This is a genomic window from Sporichthya brevicatena (assembly GCF_039525035.1).
Taxonomy (GTDB): domain Bacteria; phylum Actinomycetota; class Actinomycetes; order Sporichthyales; family Sporichthyaceae; genus Sporichthya; species Sporichthya brevicatena.
In genome coordinates this window covers 138511-157680 of the sequence record NZ_BAAAHE010000020.1, presented here as the reverse complement: position 1 = coordinate 157680, position 19170 = coordinate 138511, and the positions used below count along the sequence as shown (strand labels likewise).

General features: G+C 72.9%; 19 protein-coding genes. 12 read left to right on the top strand and 7 right to left on the bottom strand.

The genetic code is table 11. From position 1 onward, the window contains the following. The 3 genes from ABD401_RS13460 to ABD401_RS13450 are packed head-to-tail and all read right to left on the bottom strand — an operon-like array spanning position 1 to position 3640. Complete coding sequence (locus ABD401_RS13460) at positions 1-1344, bottom strand: phytoene desaturase family protein (protein WP_344605493.1); 1344 nt, start codon at positions 1342-1344, stop codon at positions 1-3. After that, positions 1344-2534: a cytochrome P450 gene (locus ABD401_RS13455; protein ID WP_344605492.1), complete on the bottom strand. Its 1191-nt coding sequence runs from the start codon at positions 2532-2534 to the stop codon at positions 1344-1346. The genes ABD401_RS13460 and ABD401_RS13455 overlap by 1 nt, the downstream gene beginning before the upstream one ends. Continuing rightward, positions 2531-3640 carry a homogentisate 1,2-dioxygenase gene (locus ABD401_RS13450; RefSeq protein ID WP_344605490.1) on the bottom strand — a complete coding sequence of 370 codons (1110 nt, stop codon included), beginning with the start codon at positions 3638-3640 and terminating at the stop codon, positions 2531-2533. Before ABD401_RS13450 ends, ABD401_RS13455 begins: the two co-directional genes overlap by 4 nt. Positions 3641-3721: 81 nt before the next feature. Here ABD401_RS13450 and ABD401_RS13445 point away from each other — a divergent pair, with 81 nt between their 5' ends. Further along, entirely contained in the window at positions 3722-4855 is a 1134-nt protein-coding gene (locus tag ABD401_RS13445; protein WP_344605488.1) for a CaiB/BaiF CoA transferase family protein, read from the top strand. On the opposite strand, the gene ABD401_RS13440 is transcribed toward ABD401_RS13445, so the two are convergent. Together ABD401_RS13440 and ABD401_RS13435 are read right to left on the bottom strand one after the other, a co-directional pair. Then, the gene (locus tag ABD401_RS13440; protein ID WP_344605486.1) at positions 4852-6102 is read right to left on the bottom strand and encodes a cytochrome P450; all 1251 of its coding nucleotides are present in this window, start codon (positions 6100-6102) and stop codon (positions 4852-4854) included. The two genes, ABD401_RS13445 and ABD401_RS13440, sit on opposite strands and share 4 nt — an antisense overlap. Positions 6103-6106: 4 nt before the next feature. Next, on the bottom strand, positions 6107-6298 hold the full coding sequence (locus tag ABD401_RS13435; RefSeq protein ID WP_344605484.1) for a ferredoxin: 192 nt from the start codon (positions 6296-6298) through the stop codon (positions 6107-6109). Positions 6299-6391: 93 nt separating this feature from the next. On the opposite strand from ABD401_RS13435, the gene ABD401_RS13430 reads away from it, so the two are divergent. From ABD401_RS13430 to ABD401_RS13385, 10 genes are all read left to right on the top strand, one after another. After that, complete coding sequence (locus ABD401_RS13430) at positions 6392-6811, top strand: SCP2 sterol-binding domain-containing protein (RefSeq protein WP_344605482.1); 420 nt, start codon at positions 6392-6394, stop codon at positions 6809-6811. 25 nt (positions 6812-6836) lie between these two features. After that, a complete protein-coding gene (locus tag ABD401_RS13425; RefSeq protein WP_344605480.1) occupies positions 6837-8363 on the top strand; it encodes an AMP-binding protein in 1527 nt (508 codons plus the stop codon). An 18-nt stretch (positions 8364-8381) separates the two neighbouring features. After that, positions 8382-9173 (top strand): enoyl-CoA hydratase-related protein, encoded by a 792-nt coding sequence (locus ABD401_RS13420; protein ID WP_344605478.1) that lies wholly within the window; start codon positions 8382-8384, stop codon positions 9171-9173. After that, on the top strand, positions 9170-11518 hold the full coding sequence (locus ABD401_RS13415) for an acyl-CoA dehydrogenase family protein (RefSeq protein WP_344605476.1): 2349 nt from the start codon (positions 9170-9172) through the stop codon (positions 11516-11518). Before ABD401_RS13420 ends, ABD401_RS13415 begins: the two co-directional genes overlap by 4 nt. A gap of 42 nt (positions 11519-11560) precedes the next feature. Further along, positions 11561-12199, top strand: coding sequence for a TetR family transcriptional regulator (locus ABD401_RS13410; protein ID WP_344605474.1), 639 nt, complete (start codon positions 11561-11563; stop codon positions 12197-12199). Between the two features lie 132 nt (positions 12200-12331). Further along, the gene (locus tag ABD401_RS13405; protein ID WP_344605472.1) at positions 12332-13525 is read left to right on the top strand and encodes an alpha/beta hydrolase family protein; all 1194 of its coding nucleotides are present in this window, start codon (positions 12332-12334) and stop codon (positions 13523-13525) included. Then, positions 13522-14559 carry an LLM class flavin-dependent oxidoreductase gene (locus tag ABD401_RS13400; RefSeq protein ID WP_344605470.1) on the top strand — a complete coding sequence of 346 codons (1038 nt, stop codon included), beginning with the start codon at positions 13522-13524 and terminating at the stop codon, positions 14557-14559. The genes ABD401_RS13405 and ABD401_RS13400 overlap by 4 nt, the downstream gene beginning before the upstream one ends. Positions 14560-14850: 291 nt before the next feature. Next, entirely contained in the window at positions 14851-15972 is a 1122-nt protein-coding gene (gene menE, locus ABD401_RS13395) for an o-succinylbenzoate--CoA ligase (protein WP_344605468.1), read from the top strand. A 15-nt stretch (positions 15973-15987) separates the two neighbouring features. Then, positions 15988-16422, top strand: a complete 435-nt coding sequence (locus tag ABD401_RS13390; protein ID WP_344605466.1) for a VOC family protein — start codon at positions 15988-15990, stop codon at positions 16420-16422. A 178-nt stretch (positions 16423-16600) separates the two neighbouring features. Next, positions 16601-17473: a 1,4-dihydroxy-2-naphthoate polyprenyltransferase gene (locus ABD401_RS13385; protein ID WP_344605464.1), complete on the top strand. Its 873-nt coding sequence runs from the start codon at positions 16601-16603 to the stop codon at positions 17471-17473. A gap of 1 nt (position 17474) precedes the next feature. On the opposite strand, the gene ABD401_RS13380 is transcribed toward ABD401_RS13385, so the two are convergent. Then, positions 17475-18173: a hypothetical protein gene (locus ABD401_RS13380; RefSeq protein ID WP_344605462.1), complete on the bottom strand. Its 699-nt coding sequence runs from the start codon at positions 18171-18173 to the stop codon at positions 17475-17477. 145 nt (positions 18174-18318) lie between these two features. Further along, on the bottom strand, positions 18319-18624 hold the full coding sequence (locus tag ABD401_RS13375) for a DUF4229 domain-containing protein (RefSeq protein ID WP_344605539.1): 306 nt from the start codon (positions 18622-18624) through the stop codon (positions 18319-18321). A 132-nt stretch (positions 18625-18756) separates the two neighbouring features. Between ABD401_RS13375 and ABD401_RS13370 the strand changes: the two genes are divergently transcribed. Beyond that, positions 18757-19170 (top strand): PLD nuclease N-terminal domain-containing protein, encoded by a 414-nt coding sequence (locus ABD401_RS13370; protein WP_344605460.1) that lies wholly within the window; start codon positions 18757-18759, stop codon positions 19168-19170.

The following is a 19170-nucleotide window of genomic DNA, read 5'->3' as shown; positions in this document are numbered from 1 at the left end:
TCACTCGCCGGCGCCAGGGCTCACTCGCTCGACCTGGCGAGTAAGGCCTGGCTGCGGCGAGTGAAGCGCGACCACTCGGGCGAGGGACTCGACGGCGAGGCGGGCGGACTCGACGCAGCCGCTCTGGCCGGCGCCGGCCCAGGGGCGGGCACCGTCGCCGACGTTCCAGAGGTTCGGGATCGGGGTCGACTGCGGCTCGTCCTTTCCCGGGACGGCGCGCTGGGCGGGCCAGTCCGTCCCGGCGCAGACCTCGACGGAGAGTTCGCGGGCGTCGTCGAAGCCGGGGAAGTGCTCGCGGAGGTCGGCGCGGAGGAGGGCGAGTTCGGCGTCGAGGTCGAACTCCCCCGTCGCGGGGCTCGGGGCGCAGGCGCCGAGGTAGAGATGCCAGCCCGGCGGGGCCATCTCGGGGCACGTGCCGGTCACCTCGCACGCGTAGGCGAGCCGACGCGTGGTCGAGAAGAAGAACAGCCCGTCGATCGGGCCCAGCCGGCGGCGGCTCGCGAAGTTGATCGTGATCAGCGCGCCGGTCCTCGACCACGTCCGCAGCCGTTCGAGGTAGCCGGCGGGCAGGGCGTCCGGCGGGCACAGCTCGGCGGTCTGCAGCGGCCCCGCGTTGCTCACGACCGCGCGGACGTCGACCTCGACGACCTCGCCCCCGCGCCGGACGGTCGCCCCGCTCACCCGTCCGCCGACGAAGGTCAGACCCTGCACGTCGCTGCTCAGCCACAGCGTCCCGCCGCGGCGGACGAAGTCGTCGGCGACGACCCGCCACGGGCCGATCGCGCCCTCGGGGTGGATCGCGTACGGCGACATGCCGCCGGGCTTGGTCAGGTAGTCCCAGAACAGCACGAGCTCGACGTCCGCAGGCTCGGCGGCGTACAGCGCGGAGGTGAGGTTGCGGGCCAGGCTCCGCAGCGCGGGCTTGGCGTTGCGCTTGTCGAGCCAGTCGGCGAGCGTCGGGCCGGGCGCGGGGCGCTTCCCGGTCCGACGCGAGATCGCGCCCACCGCCGACAGCAGCCGCTGCGCGACGAAGCCGGTCGGTCCGCTCATCAGCGGGACGTCCCGCCTTCCCAGCCGCAGGACGACGGGCCGCCGCGGCATGCGCAGCCCCGGGTCGACGCCGAGGTCGGCGAACAGCCGCCCGTTCTCCCCGCCGGTCTCGGTCACGAGCGCGCCGGTGTTCACACGGAACCCGTCGATCTCGACCGTCGACGCCCGGCCCCCGACGCGGTCGCACCGCTCGACCAGCAGCGTCCGGTACCCGAGCAGCTGCAGGCGCGCGGCCGCGGCCATCCCCCCGGCGCCCGCGCCGATCACCAGCGCGTCGAACTCCTGACGCTCCATCAGAGGACTCGGTCGAAGCGGAGCGGGACGGCGTGCGGGCAGTTCGCGATCCCCGGCGCCCAGGTGATCTCCTCCGGCGGCACCGCGAGCTTGAAGTTGGTGACGCGGGCGAAGATCTCCTCCATCGCGACGGCGATCTGCACCCGGGCGAGGTGCATCCCGATGCACCGATGGATCCCGAGACCGAAACCCGCCGTCCCGGTCCGCGGCGGCTCGAACTGCAGCTGGTCGGCGTTCGGGAACTTGGTCTCGTCCCGGTTCGCGGAGTCGAAACGGAGCAGCAGGTGCTCGCCCTGCTTCACCGGGCAGCCACCGACCTCGGTGTCCCTGGTCGCGATCCGGCCCAGCGACGCGACCGGCGAGATCAGTCGGATGAACTCGTCCATGTCGTTCCGGATCCAGCGCGGGTCGCGGACCCGCTCCTCGAGCTCAGGCTGCTGCGCGATCAGCAGGCAGATCGCCGCGATCGCCGAGCGGGACGTGTCCAGCCCACCGAGGAACGTCGAGGCGATGGCGCCCATCGCCTGGTCCTCCGTCATGGGCTTGCCGTCGAGGAACTCGCCGGTGACGAGCTGGCGCAGCATCCCCTCCCGCTCCGGCGGGTTGTCGATCGCGGCGGCGAGGTACTCCGCGGAGAGCACCGCGAGGTCGAAGAAGCCTTCGTCGTCGGGACGCTCCGCGACGCGGATGACGACCTGCTTCGCCCGCTCCATCTTGTCCATGTCGGTCTCGTCGAAGACCATCCGCGCGAGGATGCGCGCGACGTAGGGACTCGCGAACTCGCCGAGCATCTCGACCTCGCCGCGGTCGACCCACGCGTCGATCAGTTCACGCGCGTAGGCGCGCATGTCCGGTTCGAACTGCAGCGCGAACTGCCGGGTGAACACGGGGTTGAGCAGGCGCCGGAACGCCGTGTGCTCGGGCGGGTCCGCGTCGAGCGCGCCGAGACGGATCGGGGCCGGGACCGGAGGCGACCCGGCCGAGGAGAAGGTCTCGGGGTCCTCGAGGATCTGCCGGACGTCGGCGTACCGCGTGACGATCGAGCGCGGACCGGTCGAGGGCGGGCTGCCGTGGATGATCGGGCAGTGCTCACGCGCCCACGCGAAGCCGTCGTACTTCCACTCCTCGTGCTCCGGGTCGAACATGTCGAACGTCGGCACGAGTGACGCCCAGTCACGTTCAGCGCTCATGCCGGCGACCCCAGCAGCACCGGGTCCAGCTTCAGCGGCCGTGCCGCCTCGACCATGATGATCTCCCACTCGATCCGCGCGTGCTCGTCCCACTCCCGGCGCGCCTTGATGCGCGCCCGGTCCGGGAAGCCGTGATGAATGCCCTGGGGGTCGTGGCTGATCAGGCCCGCCTTCATCGGCCGCCCCAGCGAGTTGCCGCCGTGGATCAGCGCGACCTCGTCGTAGTCGGCGTTGCGGTGGTACCAGGGGATCCGCTCGACGCCTTCGACCGTCTCGAACGGCCGCGGCAGCAGGTTGATGATGTTCACGCCCTCCGCCACGAGGAACACGTGCATCGACGGCGGCAGGTGCAGGCTGTCGCTCATGACGACGTTCCAGTCGCGGATGTTGAACGCGAACGGGAAGTAGTCGCCCTTCCAGCCCTCGACGTCGCACGGGTGGTGGTCGACGAAGATCGCCGAGTACTCGCCGTCGTACTTCACCGCGATCTCGTACTCGGCCGCGGCCGCGGCCGAGTCGACGGGCTGCGGGTCCGGCACGCGGATCACGTCGGGGTCGAAGGGCGCGTGCCGGCCGAGCCCGACGTAGGTGGGCGCGCGCATCTCGCCGACGGTCTCGATGCCGAACAGGTACGTCTCGCCGGGGTCGACGACGAAGCGGTGCGTGATCGCCTTCGGGATGACGACGTAGTCGCCCGGCTCGTAGGTGAGGGGGCCGAACTCGGTCTCGACGGTCCCGGTGCCGCGGTGGACGAACCAGCACTCGTCACCGTCGACGTTGCGCCGGAAGAACGGCATCGGTTCGGATCGGCGCGAGAGCCAGGTCGTCACGTCGCCGTTGTAGTGCAGGCGTTGTGCCTGTCCCCGCGGGTCGGTGAGGTCCGAGGGTTTGAGGTCGCTCAGCAGCGCCGTCGTCGAGCGGAACCGGCCCTCGGCGCGGAAGACCGTCGGATCGTTCGCGCGGTAGAGCACGGCCTCGCGACCGTCGAACCCACCCCGCGTCAGTTCGTCGTCCTTGAGCGGGGACCCGTCGGGTGCCGGCCCGGGCAGGTCGCGGTGCGCCTGCCTGCTCGTCCGGCCCTTGCTGAACTGGATGAGCGACCTCATGGCGCCGACCGTACACCGCGGGGACTGCCAATACCCAACGTTGATTGGTAATATCCGGGTCCGACCTTCTGAGGGGGCATCGTGGACCGCGCACCGACCGGCCGCCCCCTGCACGGCGTCCGCGTCCTCGACCTCTCGACGCTCGGCCCCGGGCCGTTCTGCTCGATGCTGCTGGCCGACTTCGGGGCGGACGTGCTGCACGTCGAGCGCCCGTCGGTCGCGCCCTTCGACCCGTCCGCCCACCTGAGCCGGGGCAAGCGCTCGGCGGTCGTCGACCTGCGCAGCCCCCGCGGCGCCGAGGTGATCGGCCGCCTGGCCGACCGCTCCGACGTCCTGCTCGAGTCGAACCGGCCCGGGACGATGGAGCGCCGCGGCCTCGGCCCCGACGTGCTCTGCGCCCGCAACCCGCGGCTGATCTACGCCCGCCTCACCGGGTGGGGGCAGGACGGCCCGTACGCCGACCGCGCCGGGCACGACATCAACTACCTCGCGATCTCCGGCGCGCTCGGCGTGATCGGCGAGGACCGGCCGGTCCCGCCGCTCGCGATGCTCGGCGACCTCGCCGCCGGCTCGGTGCTCACCGCGTTCGGCATCGTGACGGCGTTGCTGGAACGTGCCGCCACCGGCCACGGACAGGTCGTCGACGCCGCGATCACCGACGGCGCCGCGCTGCTGAGCAGCGCGTGGCTCGCCGAGCTGAACGCAGGGGTTTGGGCCGGCCGGGGGCGGCACCTGCTCTCGGGCGTCGCACCGTTCTACGGCGTCTACGCCTGCTCCGACGGTGGCTGGTTCGCCGTCGGCGCGATCGAGGAGAAGTTCTACGCGCAGTTCCTCGACGTCCTCGGCCTCGCCGACGTCGACCGCTCGACGCAGCTGAACCCGAGGACGTGGCCGGCCCTGCGCGCCCGCGTGGCCGGGGCGTTCGCCGGCCGTCCCCGCCCGCACTGGGAGACCGTGTTCGCCGGTGTCGACGGCTGCGGCACCCCCGTCCTCGACCTCGACGAGCTCCCCGACGACCCGCACCTCGCCGCGCGCGGCACCGTCGTCCGCGACGGCGACCGGATCTCCGCCGCCCCCGCCCCGCGGCTCTCCCGCACCCCGGCGCGCCCCGGCTCTCCCGCCGTCCGCGGCGCCGACACCGCGGCCGCTCTCACCGACGCCGGTTACACCGAGGCCGAGATCGCCGCCCTCGTCGCCGACGGCACCGTCGCCTAGACCCCCGCGGGGGCGCGCACCGGCAGGGTCGCGTCGAAGCCCTCGAGCACCCGCGGGCCCGGGGTGAAGGTCGCGGGCATCGCGATCCAGCCGTTGATCAGCGGGATCGTCGGGTAGTGCACGACGGCGGTCTCGTCGATGACGTAGTCCGGCAGCCGGCGCAGGACCTCCTCCAGCAGGAGGCGCATCTCGGCCGGGGCGAGGAACGCGCCGAGGCAGCGGTGCAGCCCGTGCCCGAACGCGAGGTGCTTGCCGGCGTTCTCGCGGTCGAGGCGCACGGACTCGGGGGCGTCGAAGACGTCCTCGTCGTGGTTCGCCGACCCCAGCGCGAGCAGCAACCGGTCCCCCGGCCGCAGCGTCACGCCGCCGAGCTCGACGGGCCGCGTCACCGTACGCGCGACGCCCGGGCCCGGCGTGAAGTAGCGCAGCATCTCGTCGACCGCGTTGGGGATGCGGGACGGCTCGGCGGCAAGCGCGGCACGGTCGTCCGGGTGCTGCGCGAGGTGCAGGAACATCGACGCGATCAGCGCCGTCGAGGTGTCGATGCCGCCGTTGAGCAGCATGAAGACCTGGTTGACGACGTCCTCGTCGGGCAGCGGAGCCCCGTTCACCTCCGCGGTCAGCAGCCGGTCGAGGACGTCACCGCCGCGGGGCCCGGACGCCTTGCGCTCGGCCACCACCGCGCGCACGTCGTCGACCAGCGCCAGAACGGCGCGCGCCGAGCCCTTCTCGCGGTACGCCGCCCGGTGCAGAGCGGTGGCGTACTCGTCCCACTTCTCCAGCGGCAGCCCGAAGTAGTCGAGGGAGACCAGTGCCGGCAGCGGGTTGGCGAGGTCGTCGACGAAGTCCAGGTGGCCTCTCTCGACGACGCGGTCGACCACCCACGTCACGATCTCCGCCATCCGCGGTTCGTAGGCCGCGACCGCCTTCGCGGTGAACAGGTTCGCGAGCGGCCGCCGGTACGCCTGCGACAGCGGCGGGTCGGTCTCCATCATGCCCATGCGGACGGGGTTGACCGGGATGGTCACCCCACCGGTGGTCACCGGGCCGTCCGCGGAGTCGAACGTCAGGTCCCGCCCGCACGCGAACGTGTCCGGGTCGGACATGACCTGCTTGACGTCCGCGTACCGCGTGACGACGTGGTAGCCGCCGTGCGCCTCGGTGTGGGCGACCGGGCAGGTGGCCCGCAGGTCGGCGTAGATCTGCGGCCAGCGCGCGGCGAAGTCCTCGGTGTGATGGTCGAACACGCCCTCAGTCCCCCACCGCAATCGCCTGCTCCGGACAGCAGAACCGCGCCTCCTCGACGTCGGCCCGGTCGGCGTCGGCAACCTCGTCGCGCAGCACCTGACCCACCCCGGCATCGTCGACGACGAAGTAGTCCGGGGCGATCAGTTCGCACCGACCGTGCCCCTGGCAGCGGTCGACGTCGATCGAGACCCGCACGCCCCGCCTCCCTCGCACCGTTGCGCCTCACCCTCCGGCCTCACTAACCTAACGCTGTTTGGTGCAGGCCACAACGGCGAAGGGACTCCGCGCGTGCCCGTCTTCGACTCCGCCGACGAGGCCGAGCAGGTCTACGCCGCCTTCTTCACCCACATCACCACGCACCCGGACCTGCGACCCAAGTTCGTCGAGGCCGGCGCGTCGTTCCGGGCCAACTACACGGACCCCGACTCCGCGGTCAGCATCGACGCCTCGGTCGACCCGCCCGAGGTGAAGGTCGGGGACGAGGCGCGCGCGGCGCGCGTCGACGTCCAGCTGTTCATGTCCGCCGACGACGGGCACAAGTTCTGGCTCGGCGACCTGAACATCCCGATGGCGATGGCCCGCCGCAAGGTGAAGATCGACGGCTCGGTCGGCACGCTCCTCAAGCTCCTGCCCGCGATGCAGCCCGCGTTCGGGATGTACCGCGAGTTCCTCACCCAGCAGGGCATGGCCGACAAACTGTCCGACTGAATCCCTGGGACTGAGAGGCCGTCAGATGGAACCCGCCGCCCACGACTGGGTCGCCTACTCGGCCCAGCACCGCCCCGACGCCCCCGCACTGCGCCGCGGTGAGGACGGGTGGACCACCACCTGGGCCGAGCTCGAGACGCGCGTCGCCCGGGCGGCCGGCGCCTTGCGAGCCCGCGGCGTGGGTCGCGGCGACCGCGTCGCCCTGCTCGCGGAGAACGACCCGCGGGTCTTCGAGATCCAGTTCGCCGCGATGCGGCTCGGCGCGCTGTTCGTCCCGCTCAACTGGCGCCTGACGGTCCACGAGCTCGCCGAGATCTGCCTCGACGCCGAGCCCGCGGTCCTGGTGCACGACGACGTCTGGGCCGAGGCGGCCGAGCAGGTCGCGGAGAAGGCCCAGGTCCCGCACCGGCTGGCCTGGACGGTCGAGGGCCCGGTCGCCGAGACCGACGGCGACCTCGCCACCGGGGAGCCCGTGGCCCCCCGCACCGACGCGACCCACGCCGACCCGACCCACATCCTCTACACCTCCGGCACGACCGGCCGGCCGAAGGGCGCGCTCTCGACGCACGGCACGCTGGTGTGGCAGGCGCTGAACACCGCCCACACCTCGGGGTTCAGCGCGCCCGGCTGTCATCACCTGAACCCGATGCCGCTGTTCCACGCGGGCGGCCTGAACGTGATGGCAAACCCGATCCTCTACTTCGGTGGCCTGGTCACGACCTTGCGCCGCTTCGACCCCGCCGCAATCCTGGCCGCGATGATCGACAGCTCTCCACCCGTCACGCACTTCGCTGCGATCCCCCTGATGTACCGGGCGATCGCGGCCCAGCCCGCCTTCGCGGAAGCGGACCTGTCGCACCTGCGGCACCTGATCGTTGCCGGCGCGATCGGGACGCCGGAACTGTTCCGCACCTACTCCGGTCGCGGCCTGCCGCTGCAGCCGCAGTACGGCGGGACCGAGATGGGACCGATGGCGTTCGCGCTCGACCACGAGGTGAACCACCAGGACCTCGCCGAGGCGGGCTCGGCCGGCCGGGGAGCGATGCACACGCAGATCCGTCTGGTCGACCCCGAGGGCAACGACGTCCCGGACGGGGAGGTCGGCGAGATCTGGCTGCGCGGGCCGAGCGTCACCGTCGGGTACTGGCGCAAGGACCGGGCGGACTTCTTCACCGACGACTGGTTCCGCACCGGTGACGCCGCCCGCCGCGACCCGGACGGGTTCTACTTTCTCGCCGGGCGGACGAAGGAGATGTACAAGTCCGGCGGCGAGAACGTGTACCCGGCCGAGGTCGAGAACGTTCTGACGCTCCATCCGGCGGTCGCGGACGTCGCGGTCGTCGGAGTGCCGGACGAGAAGTGGGGCGAGGTCGGGATGGCCGTCGTCGTCGCCGTCCCCGGCACCGAGCCGACGCTGGAGGACCTCACCGCGTTCGCCGCCGACCGCCTCGCGCGGTTCAAGCTGCCGAAGCGACTCGCGGTCGTCGACGACCTGCCACGCAACGTCACCGGCAAGGTCAACCGGGACGCCCTGCGGGAGCAGTACGCGTGACGCGGGAATGATCGACCGGTGATCACCGAACACGTCGACGACGCCGGCATCGCGGAACTGGTCCTCGACGCCCCACCGGTCAATGCACTGAACCTCAAGGACATCGCGACCCTCGCGGCGCGCCTGCGCTCGTACGCCACCGACGAGCGGGTGCGCGTCGTCGTCCTCCGGGGGGCCGGGCGCGGGTTCTGCGGGGGCGGGGACGTCAAGGAGGTGCAGTCGCTCCCCGGCTTCGAGGGCGTCCTCGGCCAGACCCACGGGTCGATGGAGCTCACGACGGCGATCGCGGAGTGCGCGGTGCCCGTGATCGGCGCGGTGCACGGCTTCTGCATCGGCCTCGGGGTGCTGGTCGCGGGCGTCTGCGACGTCCTGCTCGCCGCACCGGGGACGCCGTTCGTCCTCGCGGAGGCCGACAACGGCGCGGCCAGCGGGATGATCCAGGCGATCGGCCTGATGCCCGAGAAGCGGCTGCGCGCCGCGCTGTTCACCGCCGAGCCGGTGGCGGCCGAGGAGTTGCACCACTTCGGCTCGGTGCTGCGCCTCGTCCCGGCCGAGGAGCTCCCCGCCGCGGCCCGCGACCTGGCCGGCCGCGTCGCGGCGAAGAACCCCGCCGTGCTTCGTGCGCTCAAGGCTGCGACCGACGAGAGCATCGGTCGGGACGTCCGGGGCGTCTTCCGGCGGGAACTCGCCCACACCCTCGACCTGAACCTGCGCGGCGAGGCGGCGCCGCTGCGGGAGAACTTCGTGCGCGGCACACGGGGTAGTTACCTGGAGACTGGCCGCACCGCCGACGAACAGGACGCGCCATGACCTACGCACCGGGTCGGGACGCCGAGGACCTCCGCGCCGTGGTCCGCGACTTCCTGGACAAGCACTGCACGGAGAACGACGTCCGCCGCTGGATGGAGACCGACCCCGGCTGGGACCGGGCCGTCTGGGACCAGCTCGCCGGCGAGCTGGGGCTGCACGGGCTCGCGGTGCCGGAGCACTTCGGCGGCAGCGGGGCCGGGCCGGTCGAGCTCGGCGTCGTGTTCGAGGAGCTGGGGGCCGCGCTCTACGGCGGGCCGTTCCTCGCCTCGGTCGGACTCGCGACCTCGGCGCTGCTGGCGGTCGGCGGCCCGGACGCCGACGCCCTCGTCCCCCGCCTGGCCGACGGCAGCACGGTCGCGACCCTCGCCTGGGCGGGCCGGGAACCCGCGAAGTCCACCCTGAGCGCCGTCGACAGCGGCGGCTGGCGCATCTCCGGCGTCGCGGACGTCGTCGTCGCCGGCGCGGACGCGGATCTCGTCCTCGTCGCCGCGGCGACGCCGGGCGGGCCGGCGCTGTTCGCGGTGCCGGGCGACGCCCCTGGCCTGACGCGCCATCAGCTGACGGCGTTGGACTCGACCCGTCCTCTCGCCGGACTGCACTTCGACGGCGTCCCCGCGCGCCTGCTGGGGACCGGCGCGGACCCGCTGCGCCGTGCCTGGCAGCTCGGGCTGCTCTACCTCGCCGCGGAACAGCTCGGCGGCGCCGCGCGGATGCTCCAGCTCACCGTCGAGTACGCGCGGACCCGGATCCAGTTCGGCCGCGCGATCGGCTCGTTCTCGGTCATCAAGCACCGGTGCGCCGACCTGCTCGTCGAGGTGGAGTCCGCGCGGTCGGTGGTCTGGCACGGGCTGTGGAGCGCCGCCCACGACCCCGACACGTTGCCCGCCGCCGCGGCGCTGGCCCGGGCCGTCGCGTCCGACGCGTACCGGACGGTGACCACGTCCGCCGTCCAGATCCACGGCGGGATCGGCTTCACCTGGGAGCACCCGACGCACCTGTACCTCAAGCGCGCCAAGAGCGCGCAGCTGCTGCTCGGCTCGTCGGCGGCGCACCGCGCCGACCTGGCCGCGCTGGTCGGCGTCACCGGGCCCGCGGTCGTGCCGCTGCCCGCCGAGGCGCCGGCCGAGGAGCGCGGTCCGGATATTGCCGAGCTCGACGCCGCGATCACGGAGTTCCTCGCCGCGCACCCGGTCCCCGACCCCGACGACGTCGAGGCCGACCGCGCGTTCCGCGAGGCGCGGTTCGACGCCGGACTGGCGAAGGTCGCCTTTCCGGTCGGGCTCGGCGGGCGCGGACTCGACCCGTCGCTGCAGCCGTACGTCGAGTCGCGGTTCCTCGCCGCGGGCGCGGCCGACCACAGCGCGCGCAACGTCATCGGGCTCGGCATGGCGATGGCGACGATCCTCGTCCACGGCACCGACGAGCAGCGACAGCGTTACCTGCGCCGGTGCTTCTCCGGCGAGGAGGTCTACTGCCAGCTGTTCTCCGAGCCGGGCGCCGGGTCGGACCTCGCAGCGCTGGCGACGCGGGCGGTGCGTGCGGGCGCAGATCCCGACGCCGACTGGGTCGTCAACGGACAGAAGGTCTGGACCTCGCTGGCGCACTACGCACGCCGCGGCATTCTCGTCGCGCGCACCGATCCGGACGTGCCCAAGCACAAGGGGCTCTCGTACTTCGTGCTCGACATGACGACCCCCGGCGTCGAGGTGCGGCCGTTGCGGCAGCTCACCGGCGAGGACGAGTTCAACGAGGTGTACCTGACCGACGTCCGCATCCCGGCCGACTGCCTGCTCGGCGAGGTCGGCGACGGCTGGAAGGTCGCGATGACGACGCTGGCGAACGAGCGTGTGGCACTGGGCCGCAAGTTCGTCCGCCGCGGGGACGGCGCGATCGCGCGGGCCGTCGAGGCCTACCGGGCCGCGGCCGCGGAGGGGCGCGCCGACGCGGCGACGCTGGAGCGCCTCATGCTGCTGTGGACGCGGGCCGAGGCCGCCCGCCTGACCAGCCTGCGCGCCTCCGCCGCCGACCGCGGTGGGCCCGGCCCCGAGGGCTCGATCGCCAAGCTGCAGATGGCCGAGCTCAACCAGGCGATCTTCGAGTTCTGCGTCGACCTCGCCGGCGTCGACGGCCTGCTCATCGACACCTACGAACGCTTCGCCCCGACCGCGACCGCCCTCGACGGCACCCGCGACCCGCGCAAGTCGTGGCTGCGGTCGCTGGCGAACTCGATCGAGGGCGGGACGTCGGAGGTGCAGCGCACGATCCTCGGCGAACGAGTACTCGGTCTGCCCGGCGAGCCGCGGGTCGACAAGGACCTGCCGTGGAGGGACGTGCGCCGCTCCTGACGTGCGTCCCTACGATCGACCTCCAGGAAGAGGGGGAAGTACGTGGCACGACCGAAGGTTCCGCTGATCTCCAAGCGCGCGGCGCTGGAGGCGGCACTCGACATCATCGACACCGAGGGCATCGACGCGCTGAGCATCCGGCGCCTCGCCGACCGACTCGGCGTCAACGGGGCCTCGCTCTACCACCACTTCCGGAACAAGGACGAGATCGTCGTCGGCGCCGCGAAGCTCGCCCTCGAAGAGGTCCGCGTCCCCCAGGGCCACGAGGAACCGTGGCAGGTCTGGCTGCTGCGCAACGCACGTCGGTTGCGCGCCGCGTTCCGCGACCACCCCGACCTCGTCCCGGTTATGCTCCGCCGCGAGCCCCTCGGCATCGGCACCTCGCAGCTCGAGCAGACCTTCGCGATGCTCGCCGAGGAGGGCGTCCCCCTCGGCGCCATCGCCCCGATGATGGAGGCGCTCGAGCTCTACGCGATCGGCAGCGCCCTCCACGAGTCCGCCGCCGGGTCCGCGAAGCCCGACCGCAAACGCGCCCCCCACATGGCCGAGGCCGACGCCGCCCGCGCCCTCACCCCGGACGAGATCTTCGACCTCGTCTGCGAACAGATCGTCGCCACCATCGTCCGGGTCGCGACCGAGAAGTCCGGCGCCCCGAAGCCCAAGCGCCGCCGCTCCGCCTGACCCCGCTGTCAAGAAAGGGTGACACCCCTTACTGCGCAGTAAGGGGTGTCACCCCTTCTTGACGACGGCGTGTCCGGACGCAGCCTCCGGCGGGGATCGACGAAACCAAACACCATTTGGTATGGTCCCGGCATGGCCGGCGTGGAGGTTCCTCGGGTCCGGTACCGACGCACCCCGCTGCTCGTCGTGACGCAGGAATCGGCGGTGCGCAAGGACGTCTACGCCTCGGTCGGGGACCACGTCGTGCGCCAGGCGCAACTGCTGCGCGGGGACGCGGACTCCGACACCGTGATCGTCTGCATGCACCCCATCGGGTCGCCCGCGTACCTGCCACTGTTTCCCGAACTCGCGCGGACCGGGCTGCACGTCCTCGGCTCGACGAGCCGCTACACGGTCGGCGACGCGGCCCTGCAGATGGAGAACGTGCTGCTCGACATCGCCGCCTGCGTGCGCGAGGCCCGGGAACGCCTGGGTTACCGCAAGGTCGTGCTCGCGGGCTGGAGTGGCGGCGGCTCGCCGATGATGGGCTATCAGGCCGAGGCGGAGAAGCCGGCGATCACGCAGACCGCGGCCGGCGAACCGACGCTTCTGACGGAGACTCAGCTCCCACCCGCCGACGCGGTGATGCTGCTCGCCGCTCCCCGGAGCCGGCATCGGCTGCTGACCGACTTCCTCGACGCCTCCGTCACCGACGAGCTCGACCCGGACCGCAACCGCGACCGCAAGTTCGACCTCTACGACCCGGCGAACCCGAACCAGCCGCCGTACTCGGCCGACTTCATCGCGGCGTACCGGGAGCGGCAGCGTCGAAGGAACGAGCGCATCACCGACTTCGCGCTGGAGAAGCTCACCGCCTTCCGCGCCGCGGGGCGGCCGCACGACGAGCACGGCTTCGTCGTCCACGGCACGATGGCCGACCCGCGGTGGCTGGACCCCGCGATCGACCCCAACGGCCGCCGGCCCCGCTGGAGCTATCTCGGCGACCCGGCGATCGCGAACAACAGCCCCGGTGCGCTGATGCGGTTCACGACGACGCGGTCGTGGCTCTCGCAGTGGTCGCTGCGCACCGCGCAGGTGGACGCCGCCGACGCGGCGCCGCGGGTCGGCGTCCCCGTCCTCGTGCTGCAGAACGGGTGCGACGACGCGGTGCCCGTCCCCCACCCGCAGCAGGTGTTCGACGCCGTCGCACACCCGGACAAGCGCCTGGTCGAACTGCCCGGTGCGAACCACTACTTCAGCGGCGCGGACCAGAGCTCCCACCTGGCCGCAGCCGCCGACCTCGTCCACTCCTGGCTGGCCGAGCACGACCTCGGAGGCGCCGCATGAACGTCGGGCTGATGTCGCTGGGCGACCAGGTCACCGACCCCGTCACCGGGACGCGGCAGACCGCCGCCGAACGGCACCGCGCGATCGTCGAGGCGGCGGCGATCGCCGACGAGGTCGGGTTCTCCGGCGTCTACGTCGGCGAGCACCACGGGCTGGAGTACACGACGTCCGCGCCGCCGGTCGTGCTCGCCGCGATCGGCGAACGGACGCGCCGGCTGACGCTGTCGACGGCCGTCACCCTCGCCGCCAACCTCGACCCGGTGCGCGTGGCCGAGGACTACGCGACCGTCGACGCCCTTTCCGGCGGACGCTGCGAGATCGTCGTCGGGCGCGGCAACTTCTTCGTCTCGACCTACGACCTGTTCGGCCGCGACATCGAGGACTCGCACCTGCTCTTTCAGGAGTCCGTCGAGCTCCTCGTCCAGCTCTGCAGCGGGAAGTCGGTGACGTGGCCGGGCTCGGAGTTCCGCGCGCCGATCGTCGACTTCACCGTCCAGCCGACGCCGGTCGGGCCGATGCCGATCTGGATCGGGGGTGGCGCGTCCCCGTCGAGCCTCGAGCTCGCCGCGCGCCTCGGCCTGGACCTCATGCTCCCCAGCGCGTTCGGCAATCCCGCGCAGTTCGGCCCGATCGTCGAGCAGTACCGGGAGCGGTACGCCTCCTACGGGCACTCGCGCACGCCGCGCATCGGCGCGTGCTGGCACGTCAACGTCGCCGAGACCTCCCAGGCCGCACGCGCCCGCTGGGAACCGCGGTACCGGGCGTACTTCGAGCTGATGAAGGAGATCATCCCGCGGGTGAACCCCGACCCCCCGCCGTTCATCCGCAAGCCCTTCAACTTCGAGCTCCTGACGACGAAGGGCCCCGCCCTCGTCGGCAGCCCCGCCGAGGTCACCGAGCGCCTCGCCGTCAGCGCCGAGATGCTCCACGCCGACACCAACCTGCTCTATCTCGACATGGGCGGCCAGCCGGCATCCGAGTTCCTCGAGATGGTCGAGCTGATCGGGGAACAGGTCCTCCCCTGCCTCCCCTGACCCGCTTCACCAGCTCCCCCGCCCGCTTCACCAGCTCCCCCGCGCGCTTCACCAGCCGAGCCCGCCCTTCACTCGCTCCGCCGGGCTGGTGAAGACGAGCCCAGCCCGTGAAGGGAACCCGTACGCCGAGAGCCGCCGAGAGCCGCCGACGACGCGGCGTGGGCGTTCCCGCTCCCGGCGCCCGCCGTCTTCACCAGCCGAGCCCACCTTCACCGGCCCGGCCCGGCTGGTGAAGCAGGGGCCCAGCCGGTGAAGACGACCCCCGGGACGGGCGTCCGTACGCTGGCGGGGATGAGCCACGACCTGATCCCCGTCCCGGTGCCGGTGGGGAGCGCGGAGATCCCCGGGCTCGGGGCGGCGATGGACGGCAGCGGGCCCGCGCTGCTGCTGGTGCCCCCGGGGCCGGAGGGGGCGCGGCTGGTCGGGGCACTCGGGCCCGCGGCCGCGGCGGGGGTGCCGAACGGGACGGCGGTCGTGATCGCGACGTCGGGGTCGACGGGTACGCCGAAGGGCGTCCGGATCTCGGCGAAGGCGCTGCGCCACTCCGCCCGCGCGACGCACACCCACCTCGGCGGACCGGGCCAGTGGCTGCTCGCGATGTCCGCGGCGCGGATCGCGGGGCTCCAGGTCGTGCTGCGTTGTCGCGCCGCGGGTGAGACGCCGGTCGTGCTCGAGACCGCCGGCGGTTTCCGGCCCGACGCGTTCGCCGAGGCGCTCGGGGCGATGACCGGCGAGCGCCGCTACGTCTCGCTCGTGCCGACGCAGCTGATCCGGCTCCTCGACGCGGGCGTCGACCTCACGAGCCTGGACGCGATCCTGCTCGGCGGCGGACCGATCCCCGCGGGCCTGGTCGAGCGAGCAGCCACCGTCGGGGCGAACGTCGTCCGCACCTACGGCATGACCGAGACCTGCGGCGGCTGCGTGTACGACGGCCGACCCCTCGACCGCGTCGGGCTGCGCATCACCGACGACGGCCGCGTCGCGATCACCGGACCCGTCCTCGCGCGCGGCTACCTCGGCGGGCCGGACTTCGGCGGCGAGTTCGTCAGCTCCGACCTCGGCCGACTCGACGACGACGGCGTGCTCACCGTCCTCGGGCGGGCGGACGACGTCATCCTCTCCGGCGGCGTCAACGTCCCCGCGCAGAGCGTGGAGCAGGTGCTCGCCGGCCACCCGGGCGTCGCGGAGGTCGTGGTCGTCGGGCGTCCCGATCCCGAGTGGGGCGAGGCGGTTGTTGCTGTCGTCGTCCCGTCCGGGCCCGTGCCGCTCGCGGAATTGCGCGACCTCGCCGCCGGGGCTCTCGACAAGGCCTGGGCGCCGCGCGACGTCGTCACCGTCGAGCGCTTTCCGTCCCTGCCGTCCGGCAAGGTGGACCGCGACGCCCTGCGCGCGCTCGTGCGGGGGACCGACTGACGAAGGGCTCGTCCCGTGCGCCCAGCGATCAACTTCATCACGCTCGCCGTCGAGGACCTGAACCGCTCGCTCGCGTTCTACCGCGACGGCCTCGGATGGAAGACCGACGGCATCGTCGGCACCGAGTTCCGCGACGAGGAGGCCGGCGTCGACTACAGCGTCGCAATCTTCGAGCTCGAGCACGGCGTCGGGCTCGCGTTGTGGGAGCGGCGCAACCTCGCTGCCGACGCACGGGTGGAGGCGGGCGTCGCCGGCGGCGCGAGCTTCAGCCTCGGCGTCCCCGCCGCCTCGCCGGAGGAGGTCGACGCGATGCTCGCCGAGGCCGCCGCCGCGGGAGCCCGCATCACCGCCCCCGCGAAGATGGCGCCCTTCGGCGTCTACTCCGGCTACTTCACCGACCCCGACGGCCACCTCTGGGAGGTCGCCTGGAACCCCGCCCGCACCGGCTGACACCCCACCCCTGCGGGACGTCATCCCACAGACCACGCGTGTCAGCCCGCACCAGGGCCGACACCCCACCCCCGCGGGACGTCATCCCGCAGACCAGGCGTGTCAGCCCGCACCCGGGCCGACACGCGCCCGTGGGGGACGTCATCCCGCCGGAGCGGGATTTGGGAGACTGCCACCCGTGGCGACTCCGGGACAATGGCTGGCCGGCGCGCGGCCCCGGACCCTGCCGGCAGCCGTGGTGCCGGTCGCGGTCGGCACGGGCGTCGCGGTCGAGGCCGGCGACGCGGTGTGGTGGAAGGCGCTGCTCGCGCTGGTGGTCTCCCTCGCGATGCAGGTCGGCGTCAACTACGCGAACGACTACTCCGACGGTGTGCGCGGGACGGACGACGTCCGCGTCGGACCCCTGCGCCTCGTCGGCTCGAAGGTGGCCGCCCCGCAGCAGGTGAAGCTGGCGGCCTTCGCGGCCCTCGGCGTCGGCGGCGCGGCCGGACTGGTCCTCGCCGCGACGACGACCTGGTGGCTGCTCGCCGTCGGCGTCGCCGCCATGGCGGCGGCCTGGGGCTACACCGGCGGGAAGAAGCCGTACGGCTACCGCGCGCTCGGCGAGGTGTCGGTGTTCGTCTTCTTCGGCCTGGTCGCGGTCGTCGGCACCGCGTACGTGCAGATGGAGAAGGTCACCGGGCTCGCGCTCGCCGCGTCGGTCCCGGTCGGGATGCTCGCCTGTGCCCTGCTCGTCGTGAACAACCTGCGCGACGCCCCCGCGGACGCCGAGGTCGGCAAGCGCACCCTCGCCGTGGTGCTCGGCGACTTCCGCACCCGCTGGCTGTACACGGTCCTGCTCTTCGGCCCGCTGCTGATCGCCCTCGGGCTCGCGGTCGCGCACCCGTGGACGGTGATCGCCGTCGCCGCCCTCCCGGTCGCGGCCCCCGCGGTCCGGGCCGTGCGCAACCACGCGGCCGGCCCGGCGCTGATCCCGGTCCTCGGCCGGACGGGGCTGACCCAGCTCGCCTACGGCGCGCTGCTCACCCTCGCCCTCTGCCTGCCGGCCTGACTCAGCCCGTCGCGGCCGGCGTCGTCGCCGGGGTCGGCGTCGGCGTCACGGTCGGCGTGGGCGTCGGCACCGGCGTGGCCGTCGGGGTCGGCGTCGGCGTCGGCGTCGGAGTCGGCGTCGGGATCGGGCCCGGGTCGTCGCTGCCGGGGTCGCAGGCCGGGTCGGACTTCGGGCAGCTCGGCGACGGCGTCGCCTTCGGGGTCGGCTTCGGCGTCCGGTCCGGCTTCGGGGTCGCCTTGGGCGTCGGGTCCGGCCGGGTCGGCTGCGAGGGCTGGGACGGCTGCGAGACCACCGGGGTCGGGGTGGGGGCGGTGGTCGGCTCAGGCGTGGGAGTCGGCAGGTCGACGCCGGCGACCTCGGGACTCGGGGTCGGCGTCGGGGTCTCCTCGGCGGCGCCGCCGAGGGGGTCCCCGGCGCCCGCGGGCTCGGCCTCGACGTAGCCGGGCGGCTGGTTGCCGAGGCTGGCGGGGTCGCCGTTGTGGGCCGAGGGCGCGGTCAGCGCGTTCACGACGGCCCAGGTCGGGACGGTGACGAGCAGCAACAGGCCCGTCAGGACGAAGCCGGCCTTACGCCGGGACGCGGCGCGGCCGGCCGCGGCCCGCTCCTCGGCGCGCCGCTGCTGCTCCGCCTCCGCGGAGGCGAGCCGGCCCATCTCCCGGCGCTGCTGCAGCTGCCGGAACGAGCCCCCCAGGGCCTGCATCCAGAGATCGAACTCCGAGCGCAGGCGAGATGTCCTTTTTCCACCATTCATCGCGTCGTCCCCCTCCACCCCACGTTCCACCGTAGGGCGCATGTCATGCCCGGGTCGTGCGTTTTGCGGAACCCGGGTGAACAAGCCCCAGGGGTCACTCTGGTTTCGGAGCGCCCGCTTCCGGGTGTCGAGGGGCCTGCTCAGCGGCGTCCAGCGCCGCGTCCTCGGCGGCCGCACCGGCGTCCAGACGCTCGCCCAGACGCTGCATCCGACCGGCGACCCGCGCCGCCATCTGCTCCCGCGACTTCGCCAGGACGAAGTACGAGAGGACCCCCGAGATCACCGTCGCGATCGCCAGTACCAGCAGGAACGAGGTGCCACGCAGGATCGCCGCGCAGAGCACGAGCGTCCCGAGGAACAACGCGAGGCGCTGCAGCGTGTACGTCAGCGTCGGGGACATCTTCACCCGACCAGTCAAACATCGCCCGCCCGCAGGCCGGACCCCCGGGTACATAACGGCTTGGCGGTCCGGGCACACGTCCCGATGTCCGCAGCTACTCTGAAGCGAGATCGTTTTCGAGGGAGAGGGTCCGTGCGCGTGCCTATGGCGCTCATCGTCCTGACGGTGATGATCGTCGTCTGGGCCCTCGTCGAGGTCGTGCAGGCCGACAAGGCCGAGGTCCGGCGACTGCCCAAGTGGGCGTGGCTGGTGCTGTGCGTCTTTCCCCTGCCGCCGACCGGCGCGATCGCCTGGTTCTTCCTCGGTCGCCCGAAGGTCGGCGTCCCCGGCGTGGGCACCTCCGCCGGCAGCCTGAATCTGCCGAACCTGCCCCGCCGGACGCGCTACGTCTCGCGTCCCGCCCCGGACGACGACCCCGACTTCCTGCGTCGGCTGAACGAGGAGGCCGAGCGCCAGCGCATGCTCCGCCGGCTCGAGGAGGACCTCAAGTCCCCCAACCCCACCGAGCCGAACGACAAGCCCGGCGAGTCGGCCCCGCGGGACTGA

Excerpts from the sequence above, each read along its gene's own strand:
- ABD401_RS13460 (WP_344605493.1), bottom strand. The coding sequence starts at position 1,344 with ATGGAGCGTCAGGAGTTCGACGCGCTGGTGATCGGCGCGGGCGCCGGG.
- ABD401_RS13455 (WP_344605492.1), bottom strand. The coding sequence starts at position 2,534 with ATGAGCGCTGAACGTGACTGGGCGTCACTCGTGCCGACGTTCGACATG.
- ABD401_RS13450 (WP_344605490.1), bottom strand. The coding sequence starts at position 3,640 with ATGAGGTCGCTCATCCAGTTCAGCAAGGGCCGGACGAGCAGGCAGGCG.
- ABD401_RS13425 (WP_344605480.1), top strand. The coding sequence starts at position 6,837 with ATGGAACCCGCCGCCCACGACTGGGTCGCCTACTCGGCCCAGCACCGC.
- ABD401_RS13415 (WP_344605476.1), top strand. The coding sequence starts at position 9,170 with ATGACCTACGCACCGGGTCGGGACGCCGAGGACCTCCGCGCCGTGGTC.
- ABD401_RS13405 (WP_344605472.1), top strand. The coding sequence starts at position 12,332 with ATGGCCGGCGTGGAGGTTCCTCGGGTCCGGTACCGACGCACCCCGCTG.
- ABD401_RS13400 (WP_344605470.1), top strand. The coding sequence starts at position 13,522 with ATGAACGTCGGGCTGATGTCGCTGGGCGACCAGGTCACCGACCCCGTC.
- menE (WP_344605468.1), top strand. The coding sequence starts at position 14,851 with ATGAGCCACGACCTGATCCCCGTCCCGGTGCCGGTGGGGAGCGCGGAG.
- ABD401_RS13380 (WP_344605462.1), bottom strand. The coding sequence starts at position 18,173 with ATGCAGGCCCTGGGGGGCTCGTTCCGGCAGCTGCAGCAGCGCCGGGAG.
- ABD401_RS13375 (WP_344605539.1), bottom strand. The coding sequence starts at position 18,624 with ATGTCCCCGACGCTGACGTACACGCTGCAGCGCCTCGCGTTGTTCCTC.